General features: G+C 62.9%; 20 protein-coding genes. 7 read left to right on the top strand and 13 right to left on the bottom strand.

Going from position 1 to position 15,883, the window contains the following annotated elements; genetic code table 11:
* Window positions 1-26 precede the first annotated feature (26 nt).
* The gene (locus CCK88_RS07195; protein ID WP_086469781.1) at window positions 27-1,415 is read right to left on the bottom strand and encodes a peptide transporter; all 1,389 of its coding nucleotides are present in this window, start codon (window positions 1,413-1,415) and stop codon (window positions 27-29) included.
* A 166-nt stretch (window positions 1,416-1,581) separates the two neighbouring features.
* Here CCK88_RS07195 and ttcA point away from each other — a divergent pair, with 166 nt between their 5' ends.
* The 6 genes from ttcA to CCK88_RS07165 all read left to right on the top strand — a co-directional run bounded on the left by ttcA (window position 1,582) and on the right by CCK88_RS07165 (window position 5,060).
* The gene (gene ttcA / locus CCK88_RS07190; RefSeq protein ID WP_086469780.1) at window positions 1,582-2,457 is read left to right on the top strand and encodes a tRNA 2-thiocytidine(32) synthetase TtcA; all 876 of its coding nucleotides are present in this window, start codon (window positions 1,582-1,584) and stop codon (window positions 2,455-2,457) included.
* Window positions 2,458-2,538: 81 nt separating this feature from the next.
* Window positions 2,539-3,351 (top strand): inositol monophosphatase family protein, encoded by an 813-nt coding sequence (locus tag CCK88_RS07185; RefSeq protein ID WP_086469779.1) that lies wholly within the window; start codon window positions 2,539-2,541, stop codon window positions 3,349-3,351.
* 77 nt (window positions 3,352-3,428) lie between these two features.
* Window positions 3,429-3,719, top strand: coding sequence for a DUF4287 domain-containing protein (locus tag CCK88_RS07180; protein ID WP_086469778.1), 291 nt, complete (start codon window positions 3,429-3,431; stop codon window positions 3,717-3,719).
* 42 nt (window positions 3,720-3,761) lie between these two features.
* Window positions 3,762-4,076 carry an ArsR/SmtB family transcription factor gene (locus CCK88_RS07175; protein WP_086469777.1) on the top strand — a complete coding sequence of 105 codons (315 nt, stop codon included), beginning with the start codon at window positions 3,762-3,764 and terminating at the stop codon, window positions 4,074-4,076.
* Window positions 4,073-4,396 carry an SRPBCC family protein gene (locus CCK88_RS07170; protein ID WP_140048913.1) on the top strand — a complete coding sequence of 108 codons (324 nt, stop codon included), beginning with the start codon at window positions 4,073-4,075 and terminating at the stop codon, window positions 4,394-4,396. The genes CCK88_RS07175 and CCK88_RS07170 overlap by 4 nt, the downstream gene beginning before the upstream one ends.
* A gap of 37 nt (window positions 4,397-4,433) precedes the next feature.
* On the top strand, window positions 4,434-5,060 hold the full coding sequence (locus CCK88_RS07165) for an ATP-dependent Clp protease proteolytic subunit (protein ID WP_086469776.1): 627 nt from the start codon (window positions 4,434-4,436) through the stop codon (window positions 5,058-5,060).
* Here CCK88_RS07165 and CCK88_RS07160 read toward each other — a convergent pair.
* The 11 genes from CCK88_RS07160 to purQ all read right to left on the bottom strand — a co-directional run bounded on the left by CCK88_RS07160 (window position 5,057) and on the right by purQ (window position 14,346).
* Window positions 5,057-6,313 carry a multidrug effflux MFS transporter gene (locus CCK88_RS07160; protein ID WP_086469775.1) on the bottom strand — a complete coding sequence of 419 codons (1,257 nt, stop codon included), beginning with the start codon at window positions 6,311-6,313 and terminating at the stop codon, window positions 5,057-5,059. The genes CCK88_RS07165 and CCK88_RS07160 overlap by 4 nt on opposite strands.
* 107 nt (window positions 6,314-6,420) lie before the next feature.
* The gene (locus CCK88_RS07155; RefSeq protein ID WP_086469774.1) at window positions 6,421-7,638 is read right to left on the bottom strand and encodes an MFS transporter; all 1,218 of its coding nucleotides are present in this window, start codon (window positions 7,636-7,638) and stop codon (window positions 6,421-6,423) included.
* Window positions 7,639-7,826: 188 nt separating this feature from the next.
* On the bottom strand, window positions 7,827-8,162 hold the full coding sequence (gene grxD / locus CCK88_RS07150; protein ID WP_086469773.1) for a Grx4 family monothiol glutaredoxin: 336 nt from the start codon (window positions 8,160-8,162) through the stop codon (window positions 7,827-7,829).
* A gap of 98 nt (window positions 8,163-8,260) precedes the next feature.
* Entirely contained in the window at window positions 8,261-8,797 is a 537-nt protein-coding gene (locus CCK88_RS07145) for a hypothetical protein (protein WP_140048912.1), read from the bottom strand.
* A gap of 41 nt (window positions 8,798-8,838) precedes the next feature.
* On the bottom strand, window positions 8,839-9,465 hold the full coding sequence (locus CCK88_RS07140; protein WP_086469771.1) for an HAD family hydrolase: 627 nt from the start codon (window positions 9,463-9,465) through the stop codon (window positions 8,839-8,841).
* Window positions 9,462-9,785, bottom strand: coding sequence for a DUF6665 family protein (locus tag CCK88_RS07135; RefSeq protein ID WP_244557449.1), 324 nt, complete (start codon window positions 9,783-9,785; stop codon window positions 9,462-9,464). Before CCK88_RS07135 ends, CCK88_RS07140 begins: the two co-directional genes overlap by 4 nt.
* A gap of 4 nt (window positions 9,786-9,789) precedes the next feature.
* Entirely contained in the window at window positions 9,790-10,023 is a 234-nt protein-coding gene (locus CCK88_RS07130; protein WP_086469770.1) for a BolA/IbaG family iron-sulfur metabolism protein, read from the bottom strand.
* A gap of 91 nt (window positions 10,024-10,114) precedes the next feature.
* Window positions 10,115-10,717: a hypothetical protein gene (locus tag CCK88_RS07125; RefSeq protein ID WP_086469769.1), complete on the bottom strand. Its 603-nt coding sequence runs from the start codon at window positions 10,715-10,717 to the stop codon at window positions 10,115-10,117.
* Between the two features lie 89 nt (window positions 10,718-10,806).
* Window positions 10,807-13,032 (bottom strand): phosphoribosylformylglycinamidine synthase subunit PurL, encoded by a 2,226-nt coding sequence (gene purL, locus CCK88_RS07120; RefSeq protein ID WP_086469768.1) that lies wholly within the window; start codon window positions 13,030-13,032, stop codon window positions 10,807-10,809.
* Window positions 13,029-13,667 carry a Pr6Pr family membrane protein gene (locus CCK88_RS07115; protein WP_086469767.1) on the bottom strand — a complete coding sequence of 213 codons (639 nt, stop codon included), beginning with the start codon at window positions 13,665-13,667 and terminating at the stop codon, window positions 13,029-13,031. Before CCK88_RS07115 ends, purL begins: the two co-directional genes overlap by 4 nt.
* A gap of 10 nt (window positions 13,668-13,677) precedes the next feature.
* Window positions 13,678-14,346: a phosphoribosylformylglycinamidine synthase subunit PurQ gene (gene purQ / locus CCK88_RS07110; protein ID WP_086469766.1), complete on the bottom strand. Its 669-nt coding sequence runs from the start codon at window positions 14,344-14,346 to the stop codon at window positions 13,678-13,680.
* Window positions 14,347-14,522: 176 nt separating this feature from the next.
* On the opposite strand from purQ, the gene CCK88_RS18390 reads away from it, so the two are divergent.
* Entirely contained in the window at window positions 14,523-14,678 is a 156-nt protein-coding gene (locus CCK88_RS18390) for a hypothetical protein (protein WP_170926384.1), read from the top strand.
* A 49-nt stretch (window positions 14,679-14,727) separates the two neighbouring features.
* Here CCK88_RS18390 and CCK88_RS07105 read toward each other — a convergent pair whose 3' ends face one another.
* Entirely contained in the window at window positions 14,728-15,801 is a 1,074-nt protein-coding gene (locus CCK88_RS07105; protein WP_086469765.1) for an acyltransferase family protein, read from the bottom strand.
* Between the last annotated feature and the right edge of the window lie 82 nt (window positions 15,802-15,883).

Below are 15,883 nucleotides of genomic sequence, written 5' to 3'. Positions count from 1 at the left end.
AATGTTTGGGGGCGATGGCGTCGTTTTCAGATCGTCGCCGCGTCGCTGACCGAGGGATTGATCGGTGGCGCATCCTTGGGGATGAAGCTTTCGAAGCGGCGCAGGCGCTTGTGCACGGAAAGCAGTTCGATGACGGTGCCCCAGGCGCGGGCCAGGAACTGGAATGACGACGCTACCTGACCGAAAGCCTGCTGCACCTGCTGGTAGAGCCCCAGGGTCAGGGCGCCGGCCAGGATGGACGGTGCCAGCACCAGGATCGGGATATAGCCGGCCAGCTGCAGATAACCGTATCGGGCGAAGTTGAAGTAGGTGTAGTGCCAATAGATGCGGTAGTAGTTCTTCTGCACATTGGCGAAGAGCTCGCGCACCGTCATCGGTTCGGCACGGTCGCCATTGTCTTCGCCGTAGACCAGTTCCTTTCGATAGGCCGCTTCCACCTTCTGATTTTCGAACTGCAGTCCGGGCAACCGTATGCCGACGACGCCGAGGAACAGCGTGCCGAACGCGGCCGAGGCAAGCGCGACCCAGACCAGGCTGCCGGGAACAATGCCGAAGATGGGCAGTTCCGTCACCACGCGCGACAGGCCCCACAGGATGGGGATGAACACCGCCAGCGTGATCAAGGCATCGAAGAAGCTGGTGCCGAGATCCTCGACGATCTGAGCAAAGCGCATCGTATCTTCCTGCACACGCTGTGCCGCGCCTTCGGTCGTGCGGATGGCGGGCCAGTACTGCATGTAGTAGGCGTTCATCGCCTTGCGCCAGCGGAACACATAGTGACTGGTCAGGAAGGCCAGCAGCACCAGCACCAGAATACGCGGTACGACTACGGCCATGATCGTGAAGATTTCGCCATAGAGGGTTTCTGGCGAGACCGATCCTGGCGTCGAGAGCGCCGACTGCAAGGTGTTGAAGAACGTGCCTTGCCAGTTGTTGATGAAGGCATCCACCTGAACGTTGAAGTAGAGCACCAGCAGAATGGCGGTGGAGCCCACGACCGACCACCAGTACCACTCGTTGCGCCGGTAGATGTACCAGAAGGCGCAAAAGATCAGGGCGATGAGCAGAACGTATTGATAGAGGAAGAACTGCTCGCCGGTGAGGAAAGCGCCTTCCGGCGTACAGGCGGGCGCGGCAACGGCATTGGTCACTGCACTTTCCGCCGGGGCAGCGGCTGCGGGCGAAGCCTGTTCGGGCTCTCCTGACGGTGGCGTGCCCGGGGCAGTTTCGGCTGGATTGGTCTCTGGCACCGGATCCGCGGCGGGCGCGCACATCGGCGCGATCACGAAACGGTCGAGGCTTATGGCGTTGCGGATGGGACCTTCGAACGCATACCAGCCGGTGGTTGCGAGGAGCAGCCAGACCAGGGCAGAGGTAAAGAACAATTTGGGGGAGGGGAAGAACGAGCGAAACACCTTGAGACTCCAGAGGGTGCGTTTGACACCCGATCCAGACGCCTGAATCGTGATTAAATCAAGTGCGAGAAGTTAATCTTTGGTAAGGTGACGACGGGGTGGTTTGACTTCCCAAGGCGGGCTGGGGACGCTATCAGCAAGCGATCGAACAGAAGAGAGTTTGCCCATGAGTGCGGCGATGGACGCCCCCGCCATTTCGGAAGACGATGCCGAGAGCGGTGTTCATCCGATCTTCGCCCATGCCCCGCGCTCGGTTGAATTCAACAAGCTCCGCAAGCGACTGATCCGCAATGCACGCGAGGCTCTCGACAAGTTCGGCATGGTTCGGCCCGGCGACAAGTGGCTGATCGCCTTGTCCGGCGGCAAGGACAGCTATGGTCTGCTGGCGCTGCTTCTGGACCTGAAATGGCGTGGATTGCTGCCGGTGGAGCTGCTGGCCTGCAATCTCGACCAGGGCCAGCCGAACTTTCCCAAGCATATCCTGCCAGAATTCCTGACCGGCCTCGGCATCGAGCATCGCATCGAATACCAGGACACGTATTCCATCGTGACCGACAAGCTGCCCGCCGGAGCGACCTATTGCTCGCTGTGCTCGCGCCTGCGGCGCGGCAATCTCTATCGCATCGCCCGAGAGGAGGGCTGCACGGCCCTGGTGCTCGGGCACCATCGCGACGACAGCCTCGAAACCTTCTTCATGAACCTGTTCCATGGCGGCAAGCTGGCGGCCATGCCGCCGAAGCTGGTCAATGACGAGGGTGACCTCGAAGTGCTGCGCCCGCTGATCTATTGCGCCGAGGAGGACCTGCAGCGCTTCTCGGATGCCATGGCATTTCCGATCATCCCCTGCGATCTCTGTGGTTCGCAGGATGGACTGCAGCGCAACGTGACCAAAGCCATGTTGAACGACATGGAAAAGGCCATGCCGGGGCGCAAGGATGTGATGATCCGCGCGCTGGGCAACATCAATCCGAGCCACATGCTTGATCCGCGCCTTTTCGATTTTGCCGCGCTCGGCGCCCGGCGGGCAGTTACGGACGAGTAGAGACGGACCACCGGGACACGCCTGCTGACGATAGGGTGAAATCCCGGTGGCCGAACGGCCATCCTCCCGAAAGGACAGACAATGAATGTCGATCGCCTCGCCGCCATCCTGAAACAGGCTGCCCAGGAGGAGATCATGCCGCGCTTCCGGCGGCTGGACGAAGGGACGATCAAGACCAAGTCGAGCGCCTTTGATCTGGTGACCGAAGCGGATGTCGGTGCCGAGCGGGCCATCACCGCCGCCATCCGGGCGCATCGCCCGGACTATCTGGTGATCGGCGAGGAAGCAGTCGCGGCCAATCCAAGATTGCTCGACACCAGCCTCGAGGATCGAATCGTGATTTTCGTCGATCCCGTTGACGGCACTGCCAATTTTGCCGGTGGCCTGCCGCTTTTCGCGGTCATGGCGGCCGTGGTGGACAATGGCGAAACGGTTGCCGGCGTGATTTACGATCCACTGGGCGATGACGTGGTGATGGCGGAGCGGGGCTGCGGCGCGTTCCAGGTTTTTCCGGATGGCCGTATGGTTCGCCAGGCTTTCGCCGAAGCCGTTCCACTGTCAGAAATGGGCGGCCTTGCCTCAACCTCCTTCCTGCCCATGGAGCAGCGCCGCGAGGTCATGACCAACCTCGCCAAGGTCCGGATGTTTGCCAATTATCGCTGTGCCGGCCACGAATATCGCTATGCTGCCGGTGGCAATGTGCACTTCATGATGTATGGCAAGCTCATGCCCTGGGACCATGTCGGCGGCGCCCTGATCATGCGCGAAGCAGGCGCTCATGTCGCCAAGCTCGATGGGAGCGAATACCGCCCGACTGACACGTCAGGCGGCCTGCTCGTGGCCTCCGACAAGGACAGCTGGGACGAGTTGCGGCGGGAAGTGTTCACGGTCTGACGTATCGAACGCGCTGGATTTGTCGAAATCGGGTGCATCCGCGCGTCGCGTTTCCAGAACATCCTCAGGAGCACAGCATGTCGTTTCAGGCCTATCTCGATGCCGTGGAAACAAAGACCGGCAAGACCCCACGCGAAATCGTGGCACTCGCAAAAGCCAAGGGTTTTGACGATCCCAAGGTGAAGGCCGGCCAGATTCTCGACTGGCTCAAGGCCGAATTCGACCTGGGGCGGGGCCACGGCATGGCCATGGTGCACGTGATCCAGAAGGGGCCGCAGATCGACGCCAGGCACGTGGGCACGACCGGCGTGCATCGCGACGAGAGCGACACGCTCTGGCTCGATGGCGCCGCAACCAGGCCGCGCTGAGCCTCTTGCGTCGACTCATAAGTCTGTGCTTATGTGTTGTGCATGAGCGAGACCGAAATCTTCAAAGTCCTGGCCGATCCCACCCGTCGCGCCATCCTCGAGCGCCTGTCGGCCGGGGAGGCGACGGCGACCGACCTGCGCGAGGGCTTTGCCATTACCCAACCCGCCATGAGCCAACACCTCGCGGTGCTGCGCGGGGCGGGGCTGGTGCAGGAACGCCGTGAAGGGCGCTTCTCCCACTACCGCATTCATGCGGACGGTTTCGCACCCTTGCATGCGTGGTTGGCCCGCTACCGTGCCTTCTGGCCCAGCCGCATCGACAACCTGCGGGATCTGTTGAAGGAGATGGATCAATGAGCGATGCCGAGACCGACCTGGTGTTCGAGACGGTGCTCGACGCGCCGCCGGAGAAAGTCTGGCGCGCGCTCACCATCCCGGAATACCGGGATCGCTGGTTGCAACCTCCCGACGACGTCACAGTCGAGCTGGATGCGGTGGACGGTGGCTCCCTGACATACCGCTGGCGCGATCGACACGAAGAAAGCGTCGTGACGATCGAGCTGACGCCGCAGGACGGCGGACGAACCGGTTTCCGGCTGACGCATGCGCCGCTCGTCATGCCGGCGCCGGCCAATCGCAACGAGCCCGCCGAGCCGGTCATGCTGCTCGCCGCCTGATCTCGCCCCACATCACAGAAAATCCAGGAGGTCGCCCATGCGCGACATGAGCCAACTCGTCCCTATGGTCATCGAAACGTCCAGTCGAGGCGAACGGTCTTTCGATATCTATTCGCGGCTTTTGCGCGAGCGAATCATTTTTCTCAATGGCGAGATCGAGGACAACATGGCCTCGCTGGTCAATGCCCAGCTCTTGCTTCTTGAATCCGAAAATCCTGCCAAGCCCATCTATCTCTACATCAATTCACCGGGCGGCGTGGTGACGGCGGCGCTCGCCATGTATGACACGATGCAGTTCATCAAGGCGCCGGTCGGCACGCTGTGCATGGGCATGGCCGCATCGGCGGCGACGTTGATCCTTGCGGCCGGAGCGCCGGGGATGCGCGCGTCGCTGCCGCACACTTCGATCATGCTGCATCAGCCCTCAGGCGGCTACCAGGGCAAGGTGACGGATATTCTCATCCACGCCGAAGAGAGCCGGCGTCTCAAGCGCCTGACCAATGAAATCTACTCGCGCCATTGCGGCCGGAGCTACGAGGAAGTCGAGGCGGCGCTGGAGCGCGACCGCTACATGGCGCCGGACGACGCGTTGGCCTGGGGCCTCGTCGACCACATCTATGCGGACCGGTCCCAGCTGCAGGTGCCGGGACCGGAAGGGAATTAGTGGGCGTCCATGGCGGGCGCGGCCTGGCCGTGAGCGTATTGCTCGCCAACGCCGAACAGCCTGCCTTTTTCGGCAACGAGGATGCAGACTATGGAGGCCACACCCATCAGGAAATAGCCCGTCGCCGTCGGCACCGTGGTGCCGTCGAAATGCTGCCCGACATAGGAGCCGATGAGCGCTCCGCCAACGGTCTGGATGAAGCCGAAGACCGAGGCTGCGGTGCCTGCGACATTACCCAGCGGCTCCATCGAGAGCGAGTTCATGTTCGATGAGGACCAGCCGAAGCTGAACATGATGACGGCCAGGAGGCTGAAGAACAGCCATAGCGGCAGGAAGCCGGTGAGGGCGAAGACGAGCCAGATCGCCGAGCCGGCCGTGAAGGCCAGCATGGCGCCATGCGACAGGCGACGCATGCCGAAACGGCGGACCACCTTGGAGTTGGTGAAGGACGACACGGCCATCAATCCCGCCATGGCGGCGAAGGCGACGGGGAAATAGACGCCAAGGCCATAGATATCGACATAGATCTGCTGGGCCGAGGTAATGAAGCCGAACAATGCTCCGAACAGGAACATGCCGGCGAGGCCGTAGGATATGGCGACGCGATTGGTGAAAACGATGCGGAAGCCGTCGATGACGCTGCGCAGGCTCAGCGGCCGGCGCTGGTCGACCGGCAGTGTTTCGGGCAGGCGCAGGTAGGTCCAGAGCCAGAAGGCGAGCGCCAGCAGCCCCATGAAGATGAAGATCGCCTGCCACGGTCCGGTCAGCAGCAGTACCTGGCCTATGCCCGGCGCCACGATCGGGATGGCCATGAAGACCATGAAGGTCAGCGACATGACTTCGGCCATCTCGCGACCGGAATACCGATCACGCACCACAGCCGTGGCGATCACGCGGACGCTGGCGGCGCCCATGCCCTGGATGAAGCGCAGCACGAGCAGCATGGCGAAGCTGGGCGCAAAGGCGGCAGCAATGGCGGCGACGATATAGATGCCGACGCCGACGAGCAGCGGCGCGCGACGGCCAAAGCGGTCGGTCAGCGGGCCGAAAGCCAGAACGGCAATACCCATGCCCAGCATGTAGGAGGTGACGACGAACTGGCGTTCGTTCTCGTTGGCGATGCCCAGGGCTTCGCCCATATAGGGCAGGGCCGGCAGCATGACGTCGATGGCCAGCGCATTCAGCGCCATCAGGGCAGCAAGAAGGGCAATGAATTCGGGCCGCGAAAGCACCCGCGTGAAATGATCGGACATGATTGAAACTCGTCAAAGCCGGAAGGAGCCCGGCCGAAAGAATGGCCGGACCATGAACCGGTTGAATATGTTTGGCAACCCTTCAATCGGCAAAAGCCGATGGAAGGTCAGGCGCGCTTCAGGGCGAAATTGCCGTCGGTACGCTCGTTGATCGGAATATGGATGGCCGCCGAGGCGAGGCCCAGCAGGATGCCCAGATACCAGACGAGGTCATAGGCGCCGGTCTGGTCATAGACATAACCGCCCAGCCATACGCCCACGAAGGAGCCGATCTGGTGGCTGAGGAAGGCGATGCCGTAGAGCATGCCCATGTAGCGCGGCCCGAAGAACAGGGTGACGAGGCCTGCCGTCAGCGGCACGGTCGAGAGCCAGAGCAGGCCCATGGCAGCGGCGAAGGCATAGGCCGTGATTTCGCTGACGGGCAGAAGCAGGAAGGCAGCGATGGCAACGGCGCGCAGGAAGTAGATGGTGGCCAGCAGCATCTGCTTGGGGAGGCGGCTCCCAAGCCAGCCGGACAGCAGCGATCCGGCAATGTTGAACAGGCCGATGACGGCGATGGTCCAGCTGCCGACTTCCGGCGACAGGCCGCATTGCACGAGGTAGGCGGGCATGTGGACGTTGATGAAGGCCAGGTGAAAGCCGCAGACGAAGAAGCCGATGACCAGCAGCCTATAGGAGCCATAGCCCCAGGCCCGGGAAAGGGCCTGCATGAAGGGCAGGTCGGCCTGGCCGGGCACGGATTCGGTGCGGCCGCGCAGGGCGCTGGACAGCGGGATGATCAGGAGCAGCAGAACGGCGATGTAGACAAGGGCCATCTGCCAGCCGAAGGCATCGATGAAGCCTTGCCCCAGCGGCGCAAAAATGAACTGCCCGGCGGACGAGGCCGCCGTCGCGATGCCGAAGACGAAGCTGCGCTTTTCGGCGGGAACGACCCGGCCGAACGCTGCCATCACCACGCCGAAGGATGCAATGGCGATGCCGACCCCGGTGACGACGCCAGCCGTCAGCGTCATGCTCAGGGCATCGGTGGAAAAGGCCATGCCCAGGACACCGAGCGCGTAGATGATGCCGCCAACGGCGAGCACCCGCGCCGAGCCATACTTGTCGGCCATGCCGCCGGCGAATGGCTGGGCAATGCCCCAGACCAGGTTCTGCACGGCCATGGCCATGCCCCACTGTTCGCGGCTCAGTCCGAGATCGGCGGTGACGGGCAAGGTGAACAGCCCGAACGACCCTCTTGTGCCAAATCCGATGGCGGCAATGATGCAGCCGGCAACGATGATGATCGGCAGCGGCACTGCGGGGCGAACGGCGGACACGGTCATGGGAGAGTCTCGGCAATTGACTGCATCAATCTACGCCTCAGGTCTGATCACGCAAAGCGATAATAGCTGATGATGCCGATCAGATCTGGTGATGGATCAATTCTCCATGCATTCCTGGAAGTGGCCAAAAACGCAGAAGGCCCAGCCGGTTAGGGCTGGGCCTTGTTAGATTGAGTCTGCGTTGTGGGTCAGGCGCTCTGCTTGACCTCGACGCCAGCCTGCTGGAAGTGCGTCTGCAGTTCGCCGGACTGGAACATCTCGCGCACGATGTCGGCGCCGCCGATGAACTCGCCCTTCACGTAGAGCTGGGGGATTGTCGGCCAGTTGGTGTAGGCCTTGATGCCGTCGCGCAGTTCTTCGCTTTCGAGAACATTGGCGCTGGAATAGTCGACGCCCAGATAGTTCAGGATCTGCACGACCTGACCGGAAAAGCCGCACTGCGGAAAGTCCGGCGAGCCCTTCATGAAGAGGAACACGTCGTTGTTCTTCACCTTGTCGTCGATGAAGGCATTGATATCGGTCATGGGAGGAGCCTTTCAAAAAGTCCGGTTTCAAGGGCCGGCTTGAATTCGCCTTTAGATAGGACAGGAAAAGGGCGGTGTCGAGATGGCGTCCCGATCACCTATTGCGTGGCGCTGCAGCGGGCGTTGCCTGTCTCGGTGACGTCGCCGGTCGCCGGATCGAATACCCGTTCTTCGGCGATGACGGAACCCAAGCCGTCGCTCGTGTAGGCTTCGTACTGGGGGCAGTTCTCGCTCGTGGCGTCCGAGGTGCGCTCCCAGTAGGTGAGTTCCTCGGTCACGACGACATCATCGTCCGCCGGGACGTCGATCACGGGCTCGTCGCTGGCGCCGGACAGGTCGTAGATCACCAGGTCGCCATCCGGTCCTGTGCTGCGCGTCAGGATCAGGTAATCACCCAAAAGCGTCAGGAAGTGCAGCGGATCGCCGGGCGCACCGATGCGTCTGTCATCGGGCGTGGGGTCGAAAACGCAGGCAATCTTGCCCCTCGCCGGGGGCCGGACGATGAAGTCGCTGCCCACTTCGTCGATGCGATCATGGAAGACGACGAGGTGGTTCTTGCTCTGGAAACACTGGGCCTCTGACGCCAGAACCGGCACCGGGGCTGCGCAGGCGCACAGGAACAGAAGTGGAAGCACGTGATGGCGCACGATGCGGGCCTTTTTAATTGGGGGGAACTTCAGGTGCGGCGGTTCGCGATCCAGGGATGGTCGAGCACGTCGGCATTGTCCTCGAACAGAACGGCGTCCCATCCTGCCGACCGTGCCACCTCGATGACCTTGGGGGTGTCGTCAAAAAAGAGCGGCGGTTCGTCGAATTTTCCGATGTGATCGTCGGCGAAGGCAAAGAAGCCCTTGTGCGCCTTGGTCATGCCGATGCGCGCCGAATAGAACATGTCCTCGAAAATGTCGCCCAGGCCCACGCTCTGCCAGAGCCACTGGGCCCGCATGTGATCCTGGTTGGTGGCCAGGAACAGCCGCACATCCGGATGCGTCCTCAGCGCGCGGATGGCGTCGACCAGTTCGTGGTTGAGATGTCCTTCGTGTCCGAGCCAGAAATGGGCGAACGTCATGGGCGAGCCGCGATAGCCGAGGCCCGGCAGTCGACGGTCGAGAGCTTCGATCATCGCCGTCTGCCCGATGAGCACTTTCTTGAGGAAGATGTCGACGATGAACTCGGCCTGAAACCGTTCCGGGTCCATGCCGAAGTCGCGCATGTGCTGGTCAAACTGGTCACGCAGGTGTGGCCGCGCGTGATAGCCGTGCACCAGAACGCCATCGACATCGAAGATGACGGCGCGGGTCACGGTTTTGTTCTGGCCGGCGAGGCTCCGAGGCCGTTGAGAACCTCGGCCGGGATGCCGAGATCGGAGATGACATCGGTGTGGCGCCGGAAGCCGATGAGTTCGCGTTGCACGAAATACGCCCAGACGGCCTGCTGGGATTCGGCCAGCCACCGGGCGTGGTCGGCTCCGGCTTTGAGCTCCGCCAGCGCCTTGACCACCCGGCGTTCCGCCGTGCTCAGCGAACTGGCGCGCTCTGCCTGGATTTCATGCTCGATTGCGGCTGTGCCGGCCTCCGGCCGGACCATGCGGATCAGATCGAGAGAATCGCGCAGGCCAGGCACGCGCTCAGTCCGGGACGCTGGTCTGCAGCGCCAGGGCGTGCAACGCACCGCCCATGTCGCCCTGAAGGCTGTCATAGACCAGCTTGTGCTGCTGCACGCGGGTCTTGCCGCGGAACTGCTCCGACTTCACGGCCGCAGCCCAGTGGTCGCCGTCGCCGGCGAGATCCCTGATCTCGATTTCCGCATCGGGCAGCGCAGCCTTGATGCGGCGCTCGATTTCGCTTGCGTCCATGGCCATGTGCTGTCTCCCGCTTGTCTCAATCGAAGCCCTTCGCGTCGAAGGACGATGTCATTGATATGGCATGCGGAAGGGGCGTCTTCAACCGGCCCTATTGCGCTGGCGGGGTCTCTTCGACCGGTGCGACTTCGGCGCCGATGCAGCAATCGGCGTCGGAACGGGTCGCGAAGTTGGCGATGATGAAATCGACGAGAGGGCGCGCATTGGCGGCTTCGGCCGTGGCGTAATAGCAATCCAGCGTGTAGCCGCGGCCGCTCACCACGGTTTCCGTGTGCACCACGGTCAGCGGAACGCCCATGTTCGATTCGGGGCTGCTGCCCTCGTAGAGCAGGGCAGTGGCATCCTGGTATTCGGCAGTCGTTTTGGCACCGAGCGCAAAGCCGGGCATGATGTCGGACCACGCGGCCGCGACTTCGGCGTCATCGACGGAGTTGAGGGCACCCTCAGCGGTCCATTCCGTATCGTCGACCGGTACGATGGTCATGTCGCACTGCAGCGGCGCGCCGGGATGGTTGATGGTCACCGAGACAGGGTCGATGCTCTGGCTGGCAGCCACCATGGGTTCAGGGAATATCAGTGTATACGGTGTCGTTGGCAGGACCGAGCGCGCGACGCTGACGCTCTGGGCGGAAGCCAGGGCAGGGGAAAAGACCAGGGCCATTACCGCAAGTCCCGAGACCACTGCGTGCTTCATCGCATACTCCAGAAAAAACGCCGTTCCATGGGGTGAGCAAAGCGCCCCAAAGAACGGCGATCATATGGCAGGGGCAGTGAATTGCCAGCCTAGCCGTTCATATAGCTGGGGAACCACGTCTCGTGCGCGACCTTGAGGGCGGCGACCGAAACCGGCGTTGCCGCGCCCAGCGTCAGCGTCGTGCCGCCGGTGGTGCCGATCCACGGTGCGAAGACACCCAGCGCCTCGGCGTCCTGCCACAGGCGGGCGATTTCGTCGCCCTGTGGGTCGAGGTCGAGAGTGACGAGGTACCGGCCCTGATCTTCACCGAAGAAGGTGAGGACCGGATCGTTGCCGTCGACATCGGTCACGGTGGCGCCGATGCCTCCGGCCATCGACATCTCAGCGAGAGCGATGCCCAGGCCGCCATCGCTAAGGTCATGGCATGCCGTAACCACGCCGGAGCGGATCAGCTTGCGCACGAAGTCGCCGGTCTTGCGTTCGGCAGCGAGGTCGACATGTGGGGCGTCGCCGTCCCGACGGTCGAAAAGATCGCGCAGGTAGATCGACTGGCCCAGATGCGTGCCGCGCCGGGCCGGACCCCCGATCAAGAGGATTGGCTGGCCTTCCGCGACGAAGCCGATGCCGACGCTCTTTTCCCACTCGGGAAGCAGACCGACGCCGCCGATGGTCGGCGTGGGCAGGATGCCCCGGCCATTGGTCTCGTTGTAGAGCGAGACGTTGCCCGAGACGATCGGGAAGTCGAGGGCACGGCAGGCGTCGCCGATGCCTTCGACGGCCTTGACGAACTGTCCCATGATTTCAGGACGTTCGGGATTGCCGAAGTTGAGATTGTCGGTGGCTGCCAGCGGTTCGGCGCCTGTGGCGGTGAGATTGCGCCAAGCTTCGGCGACCGCCTGCTTGCCGCCCTCATAGGGATTGGCCTCGCAGTAGCGCGGATTGACGTCGGAGGTGAAGGCCAGGCCCTTGGTGTCGTGGCCATCGACGCGGATAACGCCGGCATCACCGCCGGGCCGCTGCATGGTATTGCCCTGGATCAGCGTATCATACTGCTCGTAGACCCAGCGGCGCGAGGAACAGTGGTGTCCGCCGACCAGCGCCATCAGCGCTTCGGCGATGTCCATCTGCGGGACGTCGGACGGCGCAAGTGCGACGGGCGTCCTGGGCTCGGTCCAGGGGCGGTCGTATTCCGGGGCCTCGTCGCCCAGTTCCTTGATCGGCAGGTTGGCGACTTCGGTGCCCTGCCAGAGCACGCGGAACCGCAAGTCGTCGGTGGTCTTGCCGACCGTGGCGAAGTCCAATTCCCACTTCTCGAAGACCTTGCGGGCTTCCGGTTCCTTTTCGGGATGCAGCACCATGAGCATGCGCTCCTGCGATTCCGAAAGCATCATTTCATAGGCGGTCATGTGCGTTTCGCGCACCGGCACCTTGTCGAGATCGAGCTCGATGCCGAGGTCGCCCTTGGCGCCCATTTCCACGGCCGAGCAGGTCAGGCCCGCGGCACCCATGTCCTGAATGGCGATGACGGCGCCGGTGGCCATCAGTTCAAGGCAGGCTTCGAGCAGGCGCTTTTCGGTGAAGGGGTCGCCGACCTGGACGGTGGGACGCTTTTCCTCGATGTCGTCGCCGAATTCCGCGGACGCCATGGTGGCGCCGCCGACGCCGTCGCGGCCGGTCTTGGCGCCGAGATAGACCACCGGAAGGCCAACGCCTTCGGCCTTGGAGTAGAAGATCTTGTCGGTATCGGCGAGGCCGGCGGCGAAGGCATTGACCAGATTGTTGCCATTGTAGCGAGCATCGAACTCGACTTCGCCGGCTACCGTCGGCACGCCGAACGAATTGCCGTAGCCACCGACGCCGGCGACGACGCCATTGACGAGGTGGCGGGTCTTTTCATGGTCGGGCGAGCCGAAGCGCAGCGCGTTCATCGCCGCGACCGGGCGCGCGCCCATGGTAAAGACGTCGCGCAGGATGCCGCCCACGCCGGTTGCCGCGCCCTGGTAGGGCTCGATATAGGACGGGTGGTTGTGCGACTCCATCTTGAAGACCACGGCCTGGCCATCGCCGATATCAACGACACCGGCATTCTCGCCTGGGCCCTGGATGACACGCGGACCGCTGGTCGGCAGAGTACGCAGCCACTTTTTCGAGCTCTTGTAGGAGCAATGCTCGTTCCACATCGCCGAGAAGATGCCCAGCTCGGTATAGGTCGGCTCACGGCCGATCAGATCGAGGATCTTCTGGTACTCGTCGGGCTTGAGGCCGTGGCTGGCGACGAGATCGGGAGTGATGGCAGGATCGTTGCGAAGGGTCATTGCGGGACTGTCCGGGAGGTTCGGGCAAGAAAGCGATCGGCAGCGATGGCGACCAGCGCCAGCACCGCGAGGAAAACGGTCATGTAGAGGGCGTTGATGCCGACCTGGCGATAGCCGAGTTCAACGGCGTTGAGGATGGGATAGGGATATTCCTGAACCCAGGCACCACGCGCCATCGCATAGACGAAGTAGATCAGCGTCGGCAGGAGCATGAGCGGCAGGTGCGTCCAGCGCAGCGCACCATGGCGCTGGGTCACCGTCCACCACACGACGTAGAGAACTGGCGCGACATAGTGCAGCATCGCGTCGGCGACGAAAAAAGCGCCTTCGAGCGTCTGCAGGAAGCGCAGCACGAAGAAGACATACAGCCCGACAAGCGCGATGTTCGCCGCCATGATGCCGCGCACGAGGGGGCTTCGAAACAATTCGAGCCAGCCTGCATGCGTCACCGCCGAGAGGTAGACCAGCACGAGGGCGATGTTGTTGAGCACGGTGTAGTACGAGAAGAAGTGCCCGAGCGCGCCCGGCACATCGCGACCGTTCGCGATCAGGTCGGGCATGGAAATGCTGAACTGCAGCACGAGGCCGGCAATTCCGATCACCAACCCAGCCCATGTCAGCGCGCGGTTCAGCATGTTTGCGTCGTTACGCCACCTGCTTGAGCGCGGCAGCGAACAGGGCCCGGCCATCGCTGCCGCCATGGGCAGCCTCGATGAGGTTTTCCGGATGCGGCATGAGGCCGAGGACGTTCTTGCCCTCGTTGAAGACGCCGGCGATGTCGTTGATCGAGCCGTTCGGATTGGTGCCTTCGGCATAGCGGAAGGCGACCTGGCCATTGTCCTCGATACGCTTCAGAGTCTCGGCGTCGGCGAAGTAATTGCCATCGTGATGGGCGACCGGGCAGCGGATGATCTGGCCCTTGGTATAGCCGCTGGTGAAGTCCGTCCCGGCATTGGCGACCTCGAGCTTGACTTCGCGGCAGACAAATTTGAGCGAGGTATTGCGCATCAGGGCGCCGGGCAGCAGGCCGGCCTCGATCAGGATCTGGAAGCCGTTGCAGACGCCGAGAACCTTGACGCCTTGGGCGGCGCGCTCGCGCACCTTGTCCATGATCGGCGAGCGGGCGGCGATGGCGCCGCAGCGCAGGTAGTCGCCGTAGGAGAAGCCTCCGGGGATCACGATCAGGTCGGCTTGGGGGATATCCGCATCCTGGTGCCAGACGACGGCAGGCTTTTCGCCCCCGATCTTGGTCAGCGCCGCGATCATGTCGCGGTCGCGATTGAGGCCCGGAAACACGATGACGGCGGCCTTCATCGGTCAATCCTTCTGTCTGTCAGGGATGCGCGAGGCCCTTTTGGTGAGTCTTGCTCGAAAAGGCAAGGCCTCCTGCTTTCGGAGCGTGGGAAATGCGAACGGACAATCGAGGAAATGTCGGAACGATGCGCGTGTGGTGCCGTTGCGACTGCACAAATCAGCGCGAAGGACATCCCATGCAATCGTCGAACCCGCCACCGGGCAAACCCATGACCATTCGCGGTGCCGACGGCAAACCGCACCTGGTGTCCGACCTCGATCCGATTTCGCGTCCGGCTACGCGCCCGCGCATCCGCCCGATCGTGCCGAACATCTTCCGGACACCGGATTGAACGTCCGCCACTTACAAAGAAAGGGCCGGTCCATGGACCGGCCCTTTTGTCATTCGGCGGGAACCGCCTTTGGCGGTGCCGGCGCGCGACCGGTTCCGGGCAGATGGGCCCAGGCGGGGCGTTCGAACAGGAACCGGCCGAACCCGGTGCGCTCGGTGAGCCACCACAGGATCAGCGGTGCGGTGATCGCCACGACCATGGTCAGCAGGCTCACGAGGTTGACCTCTTCGATGCCCAGGCGCAGCAGTATGGTGCGGGCGACACCCATGGGCAGCACGAAGGCGACGTAGATCACCAGCGACTTGGAGCCCATCCAGCGCAGCCAGTCCATGAACGGCAGGCGGGTCAGCGTGGCGGCGACCATGCAGATAGCGCCCGCGCCGGCCAGCGCCATGACCAGGTGGATGCCGGGGAGGGCGCCCCATCCCATCTGGATATGCACGGGATCCATGCGGAAGCCCGGCGAGAAGACGGTGACGGCGTTGATGATCGCCCAGATGGCCAGAACGCCGAGCGCGGCCAGCACATGGCTGGACGACCACTCCGCCAGCGTGAAGATATGCGGCGCGAAGACAGCGCCTGCATAGAAGTAGACGAAGTATTCGGCAGACTGGTCGACGAGGTAGCTACCAGTGTGGATATCGGCCATCTGCAGGATGGCGGCCACAGCAAGCACGCCCCACATCGGCGCCTTGATCTCGTGCAGGAATTTGCAGACGAGGCCGAATACCGCAAGCATGTATATGAACCACAGGACGCCATAGGGCTCCACCAGCGCCCAGGCCAGCGACGTCGCCGCGCCGCCAAAGTCCCGGCCGATCAGCGCTTCCTTGAACAGGATGTGGATGACTGCCCAAAGGGCGTAGAAATAGAGGTAATGCACGACGCGGCGGTCGGCGTAGGCCTTCCAAGGGCGGCCAATCACCTGCGTCAGAAACAGGCCCGAGAGCAGAAAGAATTCCGGCATGCGGAAGGGCATGGCGAATGCGATGGTCCAGTGCAGGAAACCGGCCTGGCCGGTGTCCTCGCCGACACTGGCGGCGCAGTACATGGTGACGACCAGAAAGATGGAGAGGCCCTTGGCCATATCCACCCAGTCGAGCCTGGATGTGGTGGTCTGCATGATGGTTCCCGTCTTCGGTTGCAAAGACCCTAGACCCGAACCCGATCCGTCGGAGTTAAACGCGGCGCAAGACCGGCACAAA

This window comes from Devosia lucknowensis (genome assembly GCF_900177655.1).
Lineage (GTDB): Bacteria > Pseudomonadota > Alphaproteobacteria > Rhizobiales > Devosiaceae > Devosia > Devosia lucknowensis.
This window is presented reverse-complemented; position numbering and strand designations above follow the sequence as displayed.